This is a genomic window from Vibrio qinghaiensis, assembly GCF_002257545.1.
Taxonomy (GTDB): Bacteria; Pseudomonadota; Gammaproteobacteria; order Enterobacterales; family Vibrionaceae; genus Vibrio; species Vibrio ordalii.
Window position 1 is genome coordinate 1,421,868 of the sequence record NZ_CP022741.1, and the last position, 17,705, is coordinate 1,439,572.

A 17,705-nucleotide genomic window follows, 5' to 3' on the forward strand; every position below is an offset into this window, starting at 1 on the left:
TTGTTTTATGGGCTAATTCAAAGTTTGAACTTAATTTTCCGCTTAAAGGAACTTAGCGACTTAGTATTAAGATATCTCCAAGGATGTAAGGAAAGAGATATGAAAAATTACACGGAAAGAATGGTCAACTGCCCTCACTGCGGTCATTCCATTCGGATCACCCTAGATGCATCAAATGGTAGCCAAGAGTTTTATGACGATTGCCCTGCCTGTTGCCATGCGATTCATCTCAATATGATGGTCGATGAACGTTTAGACAAAATAGAGTTGTTTGTTGATGCCGATGATGAACAAATCTTTTAAAAAGTGAGCGCTTGGCAAGCGCTCTTCTTAATGGTTACGTGCAACACGCCAAGCCCCCCTATCTAGCCTAATCAAGCTTTGTTTGAAATAGATTTCACCGCATATAGCGCGACGAGCAACCTTCCCAATAAACATTAGGTAATTTCATCAGTTTTTCATGGAGCTTAGTGACACATTTCTTTATCATCCATGCCTACGCGATAAGTTGATTATTGGTCGCTATTTTTGCTTGTCCTTCCTCTGGAGATATTTGTGCATCGTTATAAACAAGAAGCTTCAAATTTAATCAAATTGGCAACACCTGTGTTGATTGCCTCTATTGCTCAAACTGGAATGGGCTTTGTAGATACTGTCATGGCAGGTGGTGTGAGTGCGATTGATATGGCTGCGGTATCGATCGCAGCAAGTATTTGGTTACCTTCGATTCTATTTGGTGTTGGGTTATTAATGGCATTAGTTCCCGTTGTGGCGCAACTCAATGGATCAGGGCGGCAAAAGAAAATTCCTTTTGAAATCCAACAAGGCGCAGCGCTAGCGTTGTTTGTGTCTATCCCCATTATTGGTGTCCTTTTTCAAACTCAATGGATTTTGGGGTGGATGGATATTGAGCCGCTGATGGCTGAAAAAACTAACGGGTACATGTACGCCGTGATGTTTGCCGTACCTTCTTATTTACTATTTCAAGCCTTGCGTAGTTTCACGGATGGTATCTCACTGACGAAACCCGCTATGGTGATTGGTTTCGCGGGCTTATTAGTTAACATTCCACTCAACTGGATTTTCGTATACGGAAAATTTGGCGCACCAGAGCTAGGCGGTGTGGGTTGTGGTGTGGCGACGGCAATTGTCTATTGGTTGATGTTTTTTATGCTGCTGTTTTATGTCGTCACTTCTAAGCGCATGGCGCACATTAATATCTTTGGTGAATTCCATAAACCACAATTGAAAGCGCAAATTCGCTTATTCAGGCTTGGTTTTCCTGTGGCGGCAGCGATATTTTTTGAAGTTACTCTATTTGCTGTGGTTGCATTGTTGGTCGCTCCACTCGGTTCATTGGTGGTGGCGGCTCATCAAGTCGCTTTGAATTTCTCATCATTAATTTTTATGTTACCGATGAGTATCGGCGCGGCAGTGAGCATCCGTGTTGGCCATAAGCTGGGCGAGAAAAATATTGAAGGGGCAACCATCGCTTCGCAGGTTGGTTTGCTAGTCGGTTTATCTACTGCAATTATCACGGCGACGTTAACGGTTCTATTTCGTGAATATGTGGCTTTGCTTTATACGGAAAACCAAGCGGTTGTAGCCATGGCGATGCAGTTGCTTATTTTTGCGGCTATTTATCAATGTATGGATGCGATTCAGGTAGTTGCAGCAGGAGCCCTACGTGGTTATAAAGACATGACGGCTATTTTTAATCGTACCTTCATTGCTTATTGGATGATTGGCCTGCCAACGGGCTATGTATTAGCAATGACTGATTTCATTGTCGAACCTATGGGTGCCAGTGGGTTCTGGATAGGATTTATCGTTGGCTTATCTTCTGCTGCTTTGATGCTGGGTATCCGCTTACACTGGATGCATCAACAAGCCGATAGCGTGCAACTCGATTTTGCATCGAAATAACGGCTTGATTCTCTGAATTTCAACGTGGCGAAAAGGCGTTACGATGCAATAATAAGGTCAGACATTGTCTGGCCTTATTTATATTGCTGGCCTTTCTCTCATAAAACGTGCAAATCTTGGTTTCCCTTCGGCAGTGAGATCATTAAAACGAAAAGTAATAATGGATCCGATCTTTGGCGGATTATTTCTGATCTCATCAGAAAAACCGCTGCCGATATAGAACTCAACACCGTTTTCTAAGCGCACTAGCACTGATCCCATCATACCTTGGTACTTGCCAGAACCCAGTTTATAACCAATGACCGTAGCTTCAGCATCTTGGTGTTTTTTAAGCTTAAGTAAATCGTTGCTGCGGCCGGCTTGGTAATCAGCGTTGATTTTACGCAGCATTACACCTTCACCTTTGCGTTCACTTACGTTGTCTAAATATCCAAACAACTCTTTTTCTGAGTGAATAGGCGAATGTTCCACATAAGCAATGTGCCCAGCATCTATCATTGATGATAGTTGTATAATTTTTAAGTAACGTTGTTGATAATCGCCAACCGCTTGTGGCATATCAAATAACATAAAACGGATACTCTGCCATGCTGTATCGCTTGGTACTTTGTCTAAAACCGTCTGCTGGACGTGATGAAATTGACCTCGTCCAGCCCAAAGCTCTCCTTCTAATGCCTCATTCGGTAAAGGTTCAGTAAACCAAGCAGGCGCATTGATCTTATTACCATTACGCGTATGAAGATATTGTCCATTCCAGATGGCGCGAATTCCATCCAGTTTTTCACTTTTCCAGTATTCAGCAACATCAATGCCATGTTGGTAACTATTGGCTGCTGTGACCGGAATAAACATCTGAGAGTTTTCCGTGGCAATGACAGGAATTGTGTTCAATAAAGCGATGGAGAGTAGTGATAGTTTCAGTTGCATGCCATCAGGCTCGATCAATCAAAATGTGGTACATACTTAGCACGTGCCACCCATATGAAAACCATAAACAAGATAAATTGCGATGAAATTCATACTCAATCATCTCTAAAAAACAGCTTATTACATAGACAGTTACGACATGTAGATAGTGTTTTATCAGCCTTTTAAACCTAAGCGTTTTTAGGCTGCACGTGTGTATTCAAGCCACTCCAAATGATTTTGCCCTGCTTTTAAGCCCATGTCATAGCCTATGTTGAGCAAAGGTAACTTCATCGTCAATCTCTTAACGGGAAACCCTTCAGGTGGCGCGATTACTCGAATGATGGCATCAGAAGGTGGGTTGCGAATAAATTCAAGTGATTGGTTGTAATGTTTCGCACGAAACAACATTGATTTAGCCATATTTGGATGGCGTGAAAAAAGTTTTTTCATCATCCACTTACTTTTAGGGGGCGACATGATGTAGCTAAGTGGATGCGATAAAACAACCGTAATATCTCGTGCTCCACGGCGATACGCTTCTTTAACAGGGATCGAGTCAGCAACCCCTCCATCAGTGTAGCAACCACCATGGAAGCAAGGCGTGTGCTTATAAACTATCGGTAGCGCGGATGTGGCCTCAATGGCCGTGCTCAAGTTTTCTTGAGTCACTCGATAATAATCGGCTTTACCCGTTTCGATATTGGTTGCAACAGCAAAAAAAGGGACTGAGTTAAACAGTTTGTCTTCATCAATCGGATAACGTCGGTTGGACTCATCGATTAGCCAACGCACATCGACGAGATTTCCCCCCTTAATAAAGCGAATTGGGTTAAAAAAAAGACGGTCGGTGGCAAGCTGAGTTACAACGTGGTAACTGCGTCTCGGTTGCTTCGCAAGGTAGCCGATTAAGTTTGAAGCTCCAGCTGAAACACCTAATACAAAATCAAATGGGTTATGCTGATGTTGTAAAAAACTATCCAAGACTCCACTGGCAAAAATGCCGCGCATCGCACCACCTTCAACCACTAACGCTTTCATCATGATTCTCTCTCTGTACTTCATCGTTAAACGTTATGGTACGGAAAAAATCAGAAAGACAATAATAGGTTCTCTTTATCACTAAGATAGGCAAAACCGAACCAATGTTAGTCTTGATAATGACGATTCAAAAATAGTAAAAGGTCAGACGCCTCATCATCGGGCAGATGAGGCGCTATGATCAGATATTAGCAGTGTGCGCTTGCTGAACTTTTTGTAAACGAGAAAGGAATTTGATCCATCCTTTGGCATGGTTTGATGGGTTTAGGTTTTCAGCTTGCTTGGCTTGGTATAGAGCATTATCGAGTTGATTGAGTTTGTAGAGCGCATGAACTCGCGCTAACGCGACATCGGCTTTTTTCTCGCGCGTGGTGACTTTATCCAACGCCTGTAACGCTTCTTTAAATTGCCCTTGGTGGTTGTACAGCAGCGCCACTTGCCAATAATATTGCTCATCTTGTTCAGCTGCTTTTGTCCACGTTCTGATCGCTGATTGCCATTCTTTGGCTTGCTGCCAGTAAGTGGCTTGCTCTTTCAGTAAGTCTAAGTCTTGATCAGCATCAGGTAATGTTTGCAGAACTTGCGCCGCGCGTTCTGGAATGCCGTTTTGCGCATACAACTGTGCGAGCAAGTGTTGATCCTTATCGGTTAATTCCACACCTTGTAATTTGGCTAACGCTAAACTGTTTAATGCTTGACGACGCTGATCTAAACGCAGATGTAAACCGACCAACTGTCGCCACCAACTGGCTTGGTCAGGCTCCAGCATGATCAGTTTTTCTAAAGTTGGAATGGCCGCCTTCCATTGTTCTAGTTGAAGCTGCGCACCTAATTTAAGTGACAGTGGATTTTTGGTATTGAGTGGCGTCACGGTTTGGTATTTATCCAACGCATCTAATACTTTTTTCCACTGTGCAATTTGGTAGTGAGTCTGTGCGATACGCAACCACAGATCGTCTACTTTTTGTGAAGGCGGAACGGATTTCAATAATTGGTAGTAGTGCGGTAACGCCTGTTCAAATTGTTGTTCATTAACATACAGATCAGCCAACATACGTTCGGTGGTCCATGCCTGCTCATCTTGCAGCTCTCCACTCTCTACCGCGTACTTGATCTGTTTGATAGCCGCTTGAGGCTGACCACTTTGCCAATAAAACACACCAAGCATCCGGGCGACAAATGCTTTATCGTAAAGACGTGACGTTTCAACACTGCTCAGCACCTCAATGGCTTGAGTGAGGTTCTCTTCTAATGCAAATTGCTGCGCTTTTTGCACTTTCAGGACGGTTGTCGCACTTAATTCGCTCGCATTTAAAGAGAACGAGCCGATAACAAGTGATAAGCCAATCAATATACGTTTCATCATTTGGCGATTTTAAACTCCACAGTCACGGTTTGTCCCGGCTGCTCGATGGCTTTGCCGTCAACAATCTGAGGTTGATACTTCCATTTCTTCAGCGCTTGCATCGCTTCACGCTCAAACATACGTTTAGGATTGGCATCGACGATATTGATATCGACGGCTTTTCCTGTTGTATCAATGGTAAAGCTTAATGTAACGAAACCTTCTACACCTCGCTTTAGAGCTCGGCTTGGATAAACAGGCTCGACACGATATAACGGCATGGCTTGCTGGTTTGAACCAAAATCACCAAAGGTTGGTGCGCTAATCGCCACCCCATTAAGCACTGTATCCAAACCCAAAGCTGGTAAACTAGTGAGTGATGTAGCGGCCGTAGCGGTAGTTTGTGACTGTGTCACTTGTGCTTGCGGTGGCGGCTCAGGCAACTTTAAAGGTTCCGGAACGCTACGTTGGCGACGCTGTAAATCGTGTTCTTGTTCCATCATCACCATGTTAAATCGCAGTGCTTGAGTTGGTTTTACAGCGCGTTGGTTACCGTTATCCACCATCCACGCCATAAAACTGAACAACGCCAGCGAAATCGCTCCTGCAATTGGTAAAGCAAGCAGTAAACGTCCCATTAACGTTTCTCCGCCGCCAATGCGATATTTTTCACTCCGGCCCCTTTGGCCGCATCCATCACTTTAACAACCGTACCGTTATAAGCATGTTCATCCGCTTGAATCACTAACGCCGCGTCTGGTTGTTCGAGCAGCAAATGCTCTAGAGTGGCCTCTACACGTTCAACATCAATCAAGCGTTTGTCGATGTAAATATCATTGGATGCATTGATAGCAACAAAAATACCCGCATCTTTCTGACTCACCGCGTGAGAAGCTTGAGGACGGTTAACCTCAACACCTGATTCACGAACAAATGAGCTGGTGACAATGAAAAAAATCAGCATGATAAAGACGATGTCGAGCATCGATGTTAAGTCTATCTGCGCCTCATCATTTCTTGGTTGGCGTCTGCCTAATCTCATCGCAAACTCCTTAACGATTTTTCTAATTTTAATTCAAGTAGATGACACTTTTTTGCAAGACGGGCATGTACAAACATGCCCGCAAGGGCCGCGACCATTCCGGCCATTGTCGGTAATGTGGCCAATGAAATGCCAGATGCCATCAATTTAGGATCGCTGCTGCCTTGATTTGCCATCACATCAAACACAGAGATCATTCCGGTGACGGTGCCGAGCAGCCCTAACATAGGGCAAAGTGTGACGAGCAGTTTGATCATGTTAAGGTTGTGGCGCAGCATCTGCTGCGCTTCACCCATCCAACCTTCACGAATCGCATGGGCATACCATGAATGATGTTCCGTGCGTTGATGCCATTGCTCTAACCATCCTTTTCGATATTTAGGAAAGCTCAATACCACAAACAGTACGCGTTCGATGATCAACAACCAATAAAACGCCACCACCCCAGCTAGCCACCATAAGACGATCCCCCCTTGCTGCATAAACTGCTGCAAGGTTGCTAGCCAGTCATTGCTGAGCAGTGCGCTTGGCAATACGCTGTTCATTACGCCGCATTCCTCATTGAAGCTTGACATTCTTGCTCTGCTTGCGCAGCAACGAGGCCAATCCCCTGCTTTTCTAAAATAGAGCGAATATTTTCCGCTTGAGAGCTTAAGATATTATGAGCTAATAATAGTGGGATCGCAGAGACTAAACCCAGCACGGTAGTCACCAAGGCCATTGAAATACCACCCGCCATTACTTTTGGATCACCGTTACCAAATTGTGTGATCACTTGGAAGGTTTCAATCATGCCGGTCACCGTACCCAATAGCCCAAGCATCGGCGCAATCGCGGCTAATAACTTCAGCATCGATAAACCTTTTTCCAAATGCGCTTGTTCATCGACCACCGCTTCCAGCAAGCGCAGCTCCAACGCTTCTACGCTGCGATTTTGCTCTTTGTTATAGACGCTGAGCACACGCCCCAATGGGTTATTACCAATTTTCTGTACATCTTTAAGCTGCGCTTTGATCTTGTGGTGAGTCATCACCAATGCGAAGCCGCGATAGAAAGCGATGATTAAACCAATACCAAGCAGTACCAAAATGATGTTACCGACCGCACCACCCATTTGTAGCCGCTCGGCTAATGTTGGCGTAAGGGCTAGCTGTTCAAGCATGATACCACGCGAAGGATCGACCACTAAGCTTTCGATTTCCCCCGTATTTAGGCCAGAGAAAATAGGCCCATTGTCCGGTTGTTTCAAATAAGCGGTGGCGGCTTGTTTATCCCCGTTCCATTTGACATAACCTTGCTCAGTCACCAAACCAAAGGTTCCAATACGATAAGCGGCCACATTTTGCGTGACACCGTCACCATTGATAAATGCGATCTGAACGCGGCTTAGCTCACCACTGGCGATGATCTGTTCAACATAACTGTGCCATAACCCCGTCAGCTGCGGCATCGAGGGTAAAGATGTTGCGGCGACAATTTCTTGTACCCGCGATGTATACTGATGGCGGTCAACCGCAGTGATGGAAGATTCCAATTCACTGTTTAATGCTTTGGCATTTTGGCGTACCACACCAAACAGCTCCCCAAGGCTTCCTGTTTCTAAGCGAAGCTGCTCTTCTAAGCGTGCCAATCGGTTTTCATTATTACTGAATTGCGTGCTTAGCTTATCCGCTTGCGCTTGTAAATCTTGGCGCTGAGCTTCTAGCTCTGCTTTGGCGCGGCGTAGCTGCTGTTCGGTTTGTTTAAAACCCGCTTCGCGTTCGATATTGTGCTGCTGCTGCTGTTTGTTTTCCACTTTGGCGCTGCTGACTAATTCCGTAGAAGCAAAGCTGTTGAAAGCCAATAGTGTTAAACAGAGTGATGAGAGAGAGAAAACCATCTTCATTTGCTTTGCTCCTCTACTAACTCAAGTGAAACAGGAATCGTCATTAAGTTCGGTGTAATTAAATTGTTGGCCATTTTGAAAGCGGTATCTAAATCGGCATATAGCCCACTATCGACATCGGTCCATTGGTGCGAGTTTTGGCTCCAGCTCCAATACTGTTTGCCATTTAAGCTACGAGCCACCAGCGATAAACGGCCAACGTATAAAATGTCAGCTTCAATGGTCTTGTTTTCATTGAGCACCACTGCGCCTTGATAAACACCCAGTTTGGTGCCGTAATCAATTTCGATTTGGTACGCTTCAAGAATACGGCGGTATTTTTCAGCATCGCTGACATCCGATCGCACCATCATCGATTCCAGCTTTTCTAAACGCTCTAAACGCGTTTCGCGCTTTAATGGTTTGTCGTTTTCGATCAGGGTACGTAGCTCGTCGATCATCTGGTACATCAAAGGAACAATGCCTTGGCGAGTCAGTTTTATCTCATCAATTTGTGACGATAGACTTTGCGCTTCCTGATTCTGGTTTTCCACCAGCGATGCCAAGTGATTACGATAAATAGTGAGATTTTTCACTTCTTCTTTTAACTGATCGATGTCAGCTTGCATCAGCAACGCTGATTGAGAACTGTTATTGATGTTCTGTTGGCTGGCGACTGAAGCCGAATTGGTTTTATTTTGGATGGCATTCGCGTCACTGAGTGTAGAAGCATTTACTGCGAAAAAACTGGTGGTCGCTACCAAGGCCAAGCTGGTTTTTAAAAAATTCATAGACGTTATTCATTACCTTCAACGAAGTGTTATTACCTTGTTGATAAAAAATCTCATTATCATCAAGAGTCGCATTCTAACGATTTTTCCTAGTGCAAACAACCAAAGTCTGTAGCGAAAGGTATGTCTAAAGCATGTCTTCTATTATTTCTATCAATTTGAAGACAAAATAGAAGGCGCGCGCTATGCTGAGCCGGTTTTAATTGTGTAGAGATAACGCTATGAAGCCTATGATTATTGGCCACCGCGGAGTGGCCGGCCATTACCCTGAAAATACGCAAGTGAGTGTGCAAGCCGCTATTGATTTAGGCCTAAAGCGGGTTGAAGTGGATGTGCAACCGACTCAAGATCATATATTGGTTGTTTGCCACGATCACACCATTGATCGTTGCAGTAATGGTAAAGGGCGCATTGATTCTTACACGCTTGAGCAATTACAACAATTCGATTTTGGTGGTTGGTTTGATCCTCAATTTGCAGGCGAACCCATCATGACATTAGAGACGTTGCTGACACTCGCAAAGCAGCACAGCCTTGGTTTAAACATTGAAGTCAAAGTGGATAAACACGATGTTGCTCAAGTCGCTGCTCAGCTTAAAGCGCAACTGGATCAATGTGGATTACCGAATGAACAGATTGTTCTCTCCAGTTTTAGCCACGCTATCATGCGCGAGCTTTATCAGCATTGTCCGGGTTATAAATTAGCGGTGTTGAGCGAGCGATTAACGCGTAAAGATAAGCAAGTGTTAGCCGAAATTGACGCCTTTGGCTGTAACCTTAACTATCAATGGATCACTGCGAAACACATTGCCGAGTTACATCAAGCGGGTTACCAAATTTGGTGCTACACGGTGAATAATCCGAACAAGTTCAAACATCTCAACTCGGTTGACGCCATTTTTAGTGACGATCCACAGTGCTTTTTGTAAGCCTGCAAGCGTTTAGCTGACTGGTAGCATCTCTTTATTGAGAATGATTCTTCATAATGCGCTACTCTTCCACTCTTTCATCACTCAATAATATGGATGATTTTCTAAGGCACTCTCTATGATACTTGATTCATCGTTATGGATTTGGATCCCGCTGCTTTTTGCCGTTATCTTCAGTTTTCAAAAGCAGTTACGTCCAGCATTCGCCTTGTTAGCATTGTCGTTAGTGGGCGGATGGTTCACAGACCGATTATCGCTAATGGCCCTGCTGTATGTCGCCATTGGATTATGTGGTGCTTATTACATTCCACAACTGAAAGGCCGCTGGAAATGGTTTGCTCATGCTGCGTTGCTATTATGGGCAATTGCACTGCTGCTGCATGCTATTCCTGGTTTTAATAATCCTAAAGTGCTGGATAATGTGCTTGCTGGTGCAAATAGTGCCCCCTTTCGTCTCTACTTGAACCTAGATAAACCTATGGTATTTTTTGCTTTGCTACTCGCTTGGCCGCCACTGCTTGGCAACCATCAAACCATTCGTTGGGCGGCGATCGGTAAAGTGTCGATTCCTCTTTTTGCTTTGCTTTTTGTCGCATGGGCGCTTGGCGCGATTAAGCCCGAGTTATCTTTACCGACTTGGTGGTGGCTCTTTGCTCTCAATAATTTGCTTTTAACCTGTGTGGTGGAAGAAGCATTTTTCCGGGGCTATTTACAAAAAGCCGTTAGTGAAAAATTCGGTCTATGGCTCGGTATTGCGCTCGCTAGTACCCTATTTGGTCTTGCGCATTTTTCTGGCGGCGTGACTTTGGCGCTATTTGCCACATTAGCCGGTATTGGCTACGGCGCGATCTATCATCTAAGCGGGCGTTTATGGACGGCTGTACTCTTCCACTTTCTCTTTAATTTTGCTCACCTTATTTTCTTCACTTATCCAGTATGGGTACCGCGTTAAAACCTTTAAGCCAGCTGAAGTTTTCGCTGGTTTTTTTCTTTTTTCAGTCGATGAAATACCTTATTGATAGTTTAGTGACAACCGTTATGAACAACTGAGTATAAAACGAATTGTTCTCATTATTCCTATTTTTGGCCTAGGGTTTATGGTCAACGTCATGTTGATAATAATACTCAAGGGAGGAGAGAATGAATCACAAACAAACGTTATTGGCGATTGCGCTAGCAGGCTGTTTCAGTACCGCTTATGCAGAAGAAAAGGTGTGGATTTCGATTGGTGGTGACGCGACGCAAACGGCGCTTCGCTCTGGAGCCCAAAGCTTATTACCCGAAAATCTTATCAATCAAACATCAGTATGGGTTGGGCAAGTACCAGTAAGCGAGTTGGCGACGCTTTCACATGAAATGCACGAAAATCATCAGCGATGTGGTGGTTATATGGTGCATCCTTCTGCACAAAGTGCGATGAGTGTCAGCGCAATGCCGCTGAATCTAGACGCTTTCAGTGCACCAGAAATAACTCAGCAAACCACCGTTAATGCTTGGTTGCCATCAGTATCAGCGCAACAAATCACCAGTACCATCACCACCTTAACCCAGTTTAAAAATCGCTTTTATACCACCTCGACTGGTGCTCAAGCATCGAATTGGATTGCTGATCATTGGCGCTCACTCTCTGCGTCACTGCCCGCAAGCAAAGTGGAACAAATCACACATTCAGGCTACAACCAGAAATCGGTAATGCTCACAATTACAGGCTCTGAAAAACCTGACGAATGGGTGGTGATTGGCGGGCATTTAGATTCGACACTTGGCTCTAGAACCAACGAAAGCAGCATTGCGCCGGGTGCGGATGACGATGCATCAGGTATCGCGGGCGTGACAGAAATCATCCGTTTATTGTCTGAGCAAAATTTTCGTCCTAAACGCAGCATCGCTTTCATGGCTTACGCTGCCGAAGAAGTGGGCCTTCGAGGTTCACAAGACTTAGCCAATCGTTTTAAAGCCGAAGGTAAAAAAGTGATGTCTGTAATGCAATTAGACATGACTAACTACCAAGGTTCACGCGAAGATATTGTCTTCATAACCGATTACACCGACAGTAATTTTACCCAGTATTTGACACAGCTATTGGATGAATATTTACCGTCATTAACCTATGGATTTGATACCTGTGGCTATGCCTGCTCTGATCATGCCTCTTGGCATGCGGTTGGTTACCCAGCCGCGATGCCTTTTGAATCCAAATTTAATGATTACAACCCTAATATTCATAGCCCGCAAGACACTCTGCAAAATTCCGACCCAACAGGATTTCATGCGGTGAAATTTACTAAACTTGGATTGGCTTATGTGGTTGAAATGGGTAACGCCTCAACACCGCCTACACCGAGCAATCAACTGCAAAATGGCGTACCTGTGAACGGTTTATCGGCCAGCAGAAATAGCAAAACCTGGTATCAATTCGAACTGCAGGAAGTGGGCAACTTGAGTATTGTATTGTCAGGGGGAAGCGGCGATGCCGATTTATACGTTAAGTATCAAACTGATGCCGATCTACAGCAATACGACTGCCGTCCTTATCGCAGTGGCAATAATGAAACGTGTCAGTTCTCCAATGCTCAACCGGGCCGCTATTCTATTTTGCTGCATGGATACAACAATTACAGCAATGCAAGTTTAGTGGCAAATGCTCAATAAACAGCGCAAAGAAAAGCCAGCCGCAAGGCTGGCTAATCGATTAACTCTCAGCATCGGGCTGGTTTTCAGGTGCGGCGGCAATAAACGCAGGATGAGCACGAAGCTCAGCAGTGATTAGTTTGATGATCGGAAACTGCGCCATATCAAGATTAAAGCGCTCTGCGTTATACACTTGTGGTACTAAACAAACATCCACTAAGCTCAATTGATCACCAACACAGTACTCCCCTGATACTGTCGCCAATTTCTTTTCCAAAGCATGAAAACCGATAGCTATCCAATGCCGATACCAGTCTCCTTTTTGACTTTCATCCACGTCCAGTTCACGCGTTAAATATTGTAAAACTCGTAGATTGTTCAGTGGATGAATATCAATAGCAATGTCTTGCGCCAGTGCTTTAACCTGATATTTCTCTTTACCTGATAGCGGAACCAAACGGACTTGGGGATACTGGTCATCCAAATATTCGATGATGGTTAACGACTGAGTAATGCAATGCCCGTTATCTTCCAGTACCGGAATTAACTCACTCGGGTTGAGAGCGCTAAACTCGGCGGAATGTTGCACTCCGCCCTCCTTAACTAAATGGATAGCAATCGACTGGTAATCGAGCGCCTTGAGGTGAAGTGCGATTCGTACTCGGTAAGCGGCTGAAGAGCGCCAATACCCATATAACTTGAGGCCACTCATGACCCTTTCACCACGCGTTGATCGATTAGACCAAACAGGCTGTTCCCTTTATCATCACGCATTTCTAACGTTATCCTGTCACCAAACTTCATAAATTCGGTGCTTGGTTTACCGTCCCGAATGGTTTCAATCATCCGCACTTCTGCAATGCATGAATAACCGACACCTCCTTCAGCAATCGCACTGCCAAAATCGGTTCCCTGTTTATTAGAAACCGTGCCAGAGCCAATAATAGTGCCCGCGCACAATGGGCGCGTTTTTGCTGCGTGAGCAATTAACTGTGGGAATTCAAACGTCATGTCCACGCCAGCATTGGGGCAACCAAATTGTTTATTGTTATAGGTTGATAGCAATGGAAGGTTGAGTTTTCCGCCGTCCCAATGGCAGCCTAGTTCATCGGGTGTCACAGCGACAGGAGAGAATGCTGAAGACGGTTTGGATTGAAAAAAACCAAATCCTTTAGCAAGCTCTTGAGGGATCAAACCACGCAGCGATACATCGTTAACCAACATCACCAATCGAATCGCTTGCGCCGCTTCACTTGGGGTTGCACCCATTCTGACATCATCAGTGATCACGGCCACTTCGGCTTCAAAATCAATTCCCCATGCTTCATCTTGCATTTGAATATCATCACGCGGTCCAAGAAAAGCATCCGAACCACCTTGATACATTAACGGATCACTCCAGAAGCTTTCAGGGATCTCCGCACCTCGTGCTTTTCGTACTAACTCGACATGGTTGACGTAAGCAGAACCGTCGGCCCATTGATACGCTCTAGGCAGCGGCGAATGACACAAGGTTTGATCAAACTGCATCTCTTGCAGCAATTCGCCTTCATTCAGAGCCGTGTAAATTTCGCTGAGCATCGGTGCGGTTTCCTGCCAACGGTCTAAGGCTTGCTGTAAATGCTCGGCAATCTCAGGCACAGCAACGCATTTTGATAAGTCATGGCTGACCACGACCAATAAACCATCTCTTGTGCCGTTTTTTAGCGTAGCTAACTTCATGTCACTTCCTTATTCTTATTCGTTTATTCGCTCTTCCAACTGTAGACGTACTGTTGATTTTCAACCTGCTGCGCCGCCTCACTAAAGTGTAATGCATGCCGCGTATCAATCATCACTGCCACTTCATCGGTAAATTTTTTCTTATACTCTTGCCCAGTTTGGAACGCTTTCGGATGTGGGCCATGGGTAAACCCGGCAGGATGAAAAGTGACCATGCCAGCTTCAATATTATCGCGGCTAAAGAAATCACCCGCATGGTAGAAGAGCACTTCATCGTAATCATCATTGTTATGATAAAACGGAACCTTTAAAGCGCCGGGGTCACTCTCTATCGGCCGAGGCACAAAGGTGCAGACCACAAAACCTTGACCAACAAAGGTTGTGTGAGCGGAGGGCGGCAAATGATAACGGTGCGACATCAACGGCCGAATGTCTCGCCAGTTGAGTTTCACCACGGAAAGATCACCGTGCCAACCTACTGCATCCAATGGGTTAAATGGATAAGTAATGACGCTGATTTTCTCATGGCGTTTTAAATGAACTTGGGTGGTCTTTTCTGAATACTGCGCTTTAAACTCTGGATTAATCGACGGGACTTGCAAAACCGCAGGATCGAATATGGCGTGGTTCCCTACTAGCCCTTTTTCTGGCAAAGCATACGCCGCATCCGTATTCTCTATCATTAGAATGAACATCGGCTCACTTGGCTCAAGCCGCCAATTGGTTGAGCGCGGGATCAACACATAATCCCCTTGTGAAACGCTCAAGTGTCCGTAATCGCAATAAAAATCAGCGCTTCCTTGATGAATGAAAAGCAGCTCATCCCCATCGGCGTTACGCACTAAATGATCCATCGCTTGAGCCAGCTTCCATACTCGTACTTTACATTGTGCATTATGCAATAGATGCGGCACGCTCCACGGTGAACTTTGTTTGGCTTGCTCGATCAAATTAAAATTAAAGGCTCTCGGCCTTAACTCACCTTGCCATTCACTCCACCCAGTCGGTGCATGTTGGTGATGGAAATGGGCCGCAGGGCCAAAAAAGCCACTGCGTCCTGCTTCTCTTTCATAGATGGCCTCTTGCGGGAAGTCGGCATGAGCTTGGTTTGAACATACCCCTTCTCGATGAGGAAATGTGATCCATTTATGCATCGCTGAGTACTCCTCGTCGAATTTGATCTTCTTCAATCGACTCAAATAACGCTTTGAAATTACCTTCCCCGAACCCTTCATTGCCTTTGCGTTGAATGATCTCAAAAAAGACTGGGCCAATAACGGTTTGAGTAAATATTTGCAGCAAAATTCCATCTTTCATCGGTGCGCCATCAATCAGGATCCGCAGCGCTTTTAACTGATCAACATCTTCTTGATGCCCTTCAACTCGATCACTGACTTTTTCGTAGTAAGTATCCGGTGTCGGCATGAAATCCATCCCTCGCTCGCGCAGAGTGCGTACCGTCTGGTAGATATCATCAGTGGATAAAGCGATGTGTTGGATCCCCTCACCATTGTATTCACGAATAAACTCTTCTATTTGTGATTTATCGTCAGACGATTCATTGATTGGGATGCGAATTTTGCCGCAAGGCGCTGTCATGGCACGGCTAACTAGTCCTGTTAGCTTACCTTCAATATCAAAATAGCGAATTTCACGGAAGTTACCGATCCGCTCATAAAAGCCAGACCAAACGTCCATGTGGCCTTGTTTGACGTTATGCGTTAAGTGGTCAATTTCGAACAGACCAACATTGGTGTGAGTCATTCGTTGATTGGCATCGGCATAGAACTTGAAATCCACATCATAAATGCTCTGGCTACCGTAACGGTCGACAAAATAGAGCAAGCTATCGCCAATTCCATAAATCGCAGGAATGCTCAGTTCCATTGGACCAATTTGTGTTTTGTATTCTCGCCCGCCATTTGCCAGAACATGCCGCATGGCGACAGATGCATCATGAACGCGAAACGCCATCCCACACACTGAAGGTCCATGCACTTTGGCAAACGCTGCAGCTTGGCTGTGGGGTTGAGAGTTAACGATAAAATTGATATCCCCTTGACGGTATAACCACGCCTCTTTTGAGCGATGTTTGGCTATCTCAGCAAAGCCAAGAGAAGTAAACAGCTCTTTTAACTGCGCAATTCCAGCGGGATCAGCCGCGGTGTACTCCACAAATTCAAAACCGTCTGTTCCCAATGGGTTAAATGTTGAGGTCATCTCGCGCTCCTTTTTTGTTAACGCTTGTGTTGAGTATTGCGAACATGGCGTAATTTTCAGCAAAAATGAACTCTATGACTAAAAATGGTTTGGCAATGAATAAACGATGCAGATGTAATGAAATTGTTACATAGAGTTATTAATGAGCAGCAGGATAAAAAATACGTGGTTTTTACGTGGGATGATTGAAATTATATCATTGAATATTAATAGTTTTTAATCAGGGCAATCCGTTAATCATAAATTCACCACCAACACTCGATCAGTAAGATAAATATCACGGCGTAACAATTTATCTACATTAGCCCTAAAGAGAGAAGGTTACCTTCAATGACAAAACAATAACCAGTAAGATATTAGGCACATACTATTTCTATACGCCCACAGACATGAACAAAGTATTAGGTCAAAACAGTTGAATCATGAAGTTAAAAATAGCGTGTTGAGCTTAAATAGCGTGTTGAGCTTAGTAAGTCTGATGATAGAGCAGGCCTCATTTTCGCGAGGCCTGCTAAAGACACATTGGTGGGATTTGTATAAATTATAAGCCTATATTTTCCGTTAACGCTTTGATTTGTTCCAAATCCATGCGGTGAACTTGGATCATCTGATCGATTTGGCTAATTCTTGAATTCGCTTCATCTTGCTTATCACATGCGTCTGATTTTGCATCCCACGACTTACCTGCTAAGTAGACATCACAATCGGTTTTGAGCGTTTTTAGCTTAGGTACTAGGCTTTCTTTCTCTTTTTGCAGCGCTTCTAACTCTTGCTTAATTTTCAATTCACGTTGGAACAGTTCGCGTGAACGTTCAAAAATCGTTGCTTGCATATCGGCTTGCCGATTTAATTTAGAATTTTTGTTCTCAACTTGCACTAGTGCATTTTCCTGTGTATTAAGCTTAGCTTGCAGCGCTTTATTTTCTGCCATTAACGTCTGGTATTGGCTCTGTGCTTGATCCAGCTCTTGCTGAAACTGCTTTTGTTGCTCTTCTAATGCTTGTTGAAGTTTATTTGCTACTTCAGCGTCGACACTGGCGACTTTTAATTGCACTTTTTCAGCTAATTGGCTTTTATCTTGGGTGAGCTGTTCATATTTTTCTTCTAGCTGATGGTATGTTTTTTGCCAGTTATTCGTGGTGATACTTGAACCGATTAAGCCACCTAATGCTAACCCCAACACCCCTGCTAACGCGATGTAGACGTAGGTGCGTTTGTCTCGTTCTTCAATCACTACGACATCGTCTTGTGCATCAATGTCCGTCTGTTTGTTCACTCTTTCGCTCCT

18 protein-coding genes are annotated in these 17,705 nt (G+C 44.6%); 5 read left to right on the forward strand and 13 right to left on the reverse strand.

Going from position 1 to position 17,705, the window contains the following annotated elements:
- Nucleotides 1-99 precede the first annotated feature (99 nt).
- Nucleotides 100-303, forward strand: a complete 204-nt coding sequence (locus CCZ37_RS06550; RefSeq protein WP_010320526.1) for a CPXCG motif-containing cysteine-rich protein — start codon at nucleotides 100-102, stop codon at nucleotides 301-303.
- A gap of 252 nt (nucleotides 304-555) precedes the next feature.
- Nucleotides 556-1,926 (forward strand): MATE family efflux transporter, encoded by a 1,371-nt coding sequence (locus CCZ37_RS06555; protein WP_010320527.1) that lies wholly within the window; start codon nucleotides 556-558, stop codon nucleotides 1,924-1,926.
- A gap of 78 nt (nucleotides 1,927-2,004) precedes the next feature.
- On the opposite strand, the gene CCZ37_RS06560 is transcribed toward CCZ37_RS06555, so the two are convergent.
- The 8 genes from CCZ37_RS06560 to CCZ37_RS06595 form a co-directional block, all read right to left on the reverse strand.
- Nucleotides 2,005-2,853 carry a DNA ligase gene (locus CCZ37_RS06560; protein WP_208613935.1) on the reverse strand — a complete coding sequence of 283 codons (849 nt, stop codon included), beginning with the start codon at nucleotides 2,851-2,853 and terminating at the stop codon, nucleotides 2,005-2,007.
- A gap of 180 nt (nucleotides 2,854-3,033) precedes the next feature.
- Complete coding sequence (locus CCZ37_RS06565) at nucleotides 3,034-3,897, reverse strand: patatin-like phospholipase family protein (RefSeq protein ID WP_017047626.1); 864 nt, start codon at nucleotides 3,895-3,897, stop codon at nucleotides 3,034-3,036.
- A gap of 157 nt (nucleotides 3,898-4,054) precedes the next feature.
- Nucleotides 4,055-5,239, reverse strand: a complete 1,185-nt coding sequence (locus CCZ37_RS06570) for a tetratricopeptide repeat protein (protein WP_094500074.1) — start codon at nucleotides 5,237-5,239, stop codon at nucleotides 4,055-4,057.
- Entirely contained in the window at nucleotides 5,236-5,856 is a 621-nt protein-coding gene (locus CCZ37_RS06575) for an energy transducer TonB (protein WP_094500075.1), read from the reverse strand. The genes CCZ37_RS06570 and CCZ37_RS06575 overlap by 4 nt, the downstream gene beginning before the upstream one ends.
- Nucleotides 5,856-6,260, reverse strand: coding sequence for an ExbD/TolR family protein (locus CCZ37_RS06580; RefSeq protein WP_013856855.1), 405 nt, complete (start codon nucleotides 6,258-6,260; stop codon nucleotides 5,856-5,858). The genes CCZ37_RS06575 and CCZ37_RS06580 overlap by 1 nt, the downstream gene beginning before the upstream one ends.
- A complete protein-coding gene (locus tag CCZ37_RS06585) occupies nucleotides 6,257-6,805 on the reverse strand; it encodes a MotA/TolQ/ExbB proton channel family protein (protein WP_010319345.1) in 549 nt (182 codons plus the stop codon). The genes CCZ37_RS06580 and CCZ37_RS06585 overlap by 4 nt, the downstream gene beginning before the upstream one ends.
- A complete protein-coding gene (locus tag CCZ37_RS06590) occupies nucleotides 6,805-8,145 on the reverse strand; it encodes a MotA/TolQ/ExbB proton channel family protein (RefSeq protein ID WP_094500076.1) in 1,341 nt (446 codons plus the stop codon). Before CCZ37_RS06590 ends, CCZ37_RS06585 begins: the two co-directional genes overlap by 1 nt.
- Nucleotides 8,142-8,915: a DUF3450 domain-containing protein gene (locus CCZ37_RS06595; protein ID WP_094500077.1), complete on the reverse strand. Its 774-nt coding sequence runs from the start codon at nucleotides 8,913-8,915 to the stop codon at nucleotides 8,142-8,144. The genes CCZ37_RS06590 and CCZ37_RS06595 overlap by 4 nt, the downstream gene beginning before the upstream one ends.
- Nucleotides 8,916-9,136: 221 nt before the next feature.
- Between CCZ37_RS06595 and CCZ37_RS06600 the strand changes: the two genes are divergently transcribed.
- The 3 genes from CCZ37_RS06600 (at nucleotide 9,137) to CCZ37_RS06610 (ending at nucleotide 12,496) form a co-directional block, all read left to right on the forward strand.
- A complete protein-coding gene (locus CCZ37_RS06600; RefSeq protein WP_094500078.1) occupies nucleotides 9,137-9,844 on the forward strand; it encodes a glycerophosphoryl diester phosphodiesterase in 708 nt (235 codons plus the stop codon).
- A gap of 118 nt (nucleotides 9,845-9,962) precedes the next feature.
- Nucleotides 9,963-10,796 carry a CPBP family intramembrane glutamic endopeptidase gene (locus CCZ37_RS06605; RefSeq protein ID WP_094500079.1) on the forward strand — a complete coding sequence of 278 codons (834 nt, stop codon included), beginning with the start codon at nucleotides 9,963-9,965 and terminating at the stop codon, nucleotides 10,794-10,796.
- 188 nt (nucleotides 10,797-10,984) lie between these two features.
- Entirely contained in the window at nucleotides 10,985-12,496 is a 1,512-nt protein-coding gene (locus CCZ37_RS06610) for a M28 family metallopeptidase (RefSeq protein ID WP_094500080.1), read from the forward strand.
- Between the two features lie 40 nt (nucleotides 12,497-12,536).
- Here the strand turns inward: CCZ37_RS06610 and maiA are convergent, their stop codons facing one another.
- The 5 genes from maiA to CCZ37_RS06635 all read right to left on the reverse strand — a co-directional run bounded on the left by maiA (nucleotide 12,537) and on the right by CCZ37_RS06635 (nucleotide 17,693).
- Entirely contained in the window at nucleotides 12,537-13,187 is a 651-nt protein-coding gene (gene maiA, locus CCZ37_RS06615) for a maleylacetoacetate isomerase (RefSeq protein ID WP_094500081.1), read from the reverse strand.
- The gene (locus tag CCZ37_RS06620) at nucleotides 13,184-14,197 is read right to left on the reverse strand and encodes a fumarylacetoacetate hydrolase family protein (RefSeq protein ID WP_094500082.1); all 1,014 of its coding nucleotides are present in this window, start codon (nucleotides 14,195-14,197) and stop codon (nucleotides 13,184-13,186) included. Before CCZ37_RS06620 ends, maiA begins: the two co-directional genes overlap by 4 nt.
- A 23-nt stretch (nucleotides 14,198-14,220) precedes the next feature.
- On the reverse strand, nucleotides 14,221-15,351 hold the full coding sequence (locus CCZ37_RS06625) for a homogentisate 1,2-dioxygenase (RefSeq protein WP_019282146.1): 1,131 nt from the start codon (nucleotides 15,349-15,351) through the stop codon (nucleotides 14,221-14,223).
- On the reverse strand, nucleotides 15,344-16,417 hold the full coding sequence (hppD, locus tag CCZ37_RS06630) for a 4-hydroxyphenylpyruvate dioxygenase (RefSeq protein WP_094500083.1): 1,074 nt from the start codon (nucleotides 16,415-16,417) through the stop codon (nucleotides 15,344-15,346). Before hppD ends, CCZ37_RS06625 begins: the two co-directional genes overlap by 8 nt.
- A gap of 541 nt (nucleotides 16,418-16,958) precedes the next feature.
- Nucleotides 16,959-17,693, reverse strand: a complete 735-nt coding sequence (locus CCZ37_RS06635; protein WP_010319273.1) for a hypothetical protein — start codon at nucleotides 17,691-17,693, stop codon at nucleotides 16,959-16,961.
- Nucleotides 17,694-17,705 lie beyond the last annotated feature (12 nt).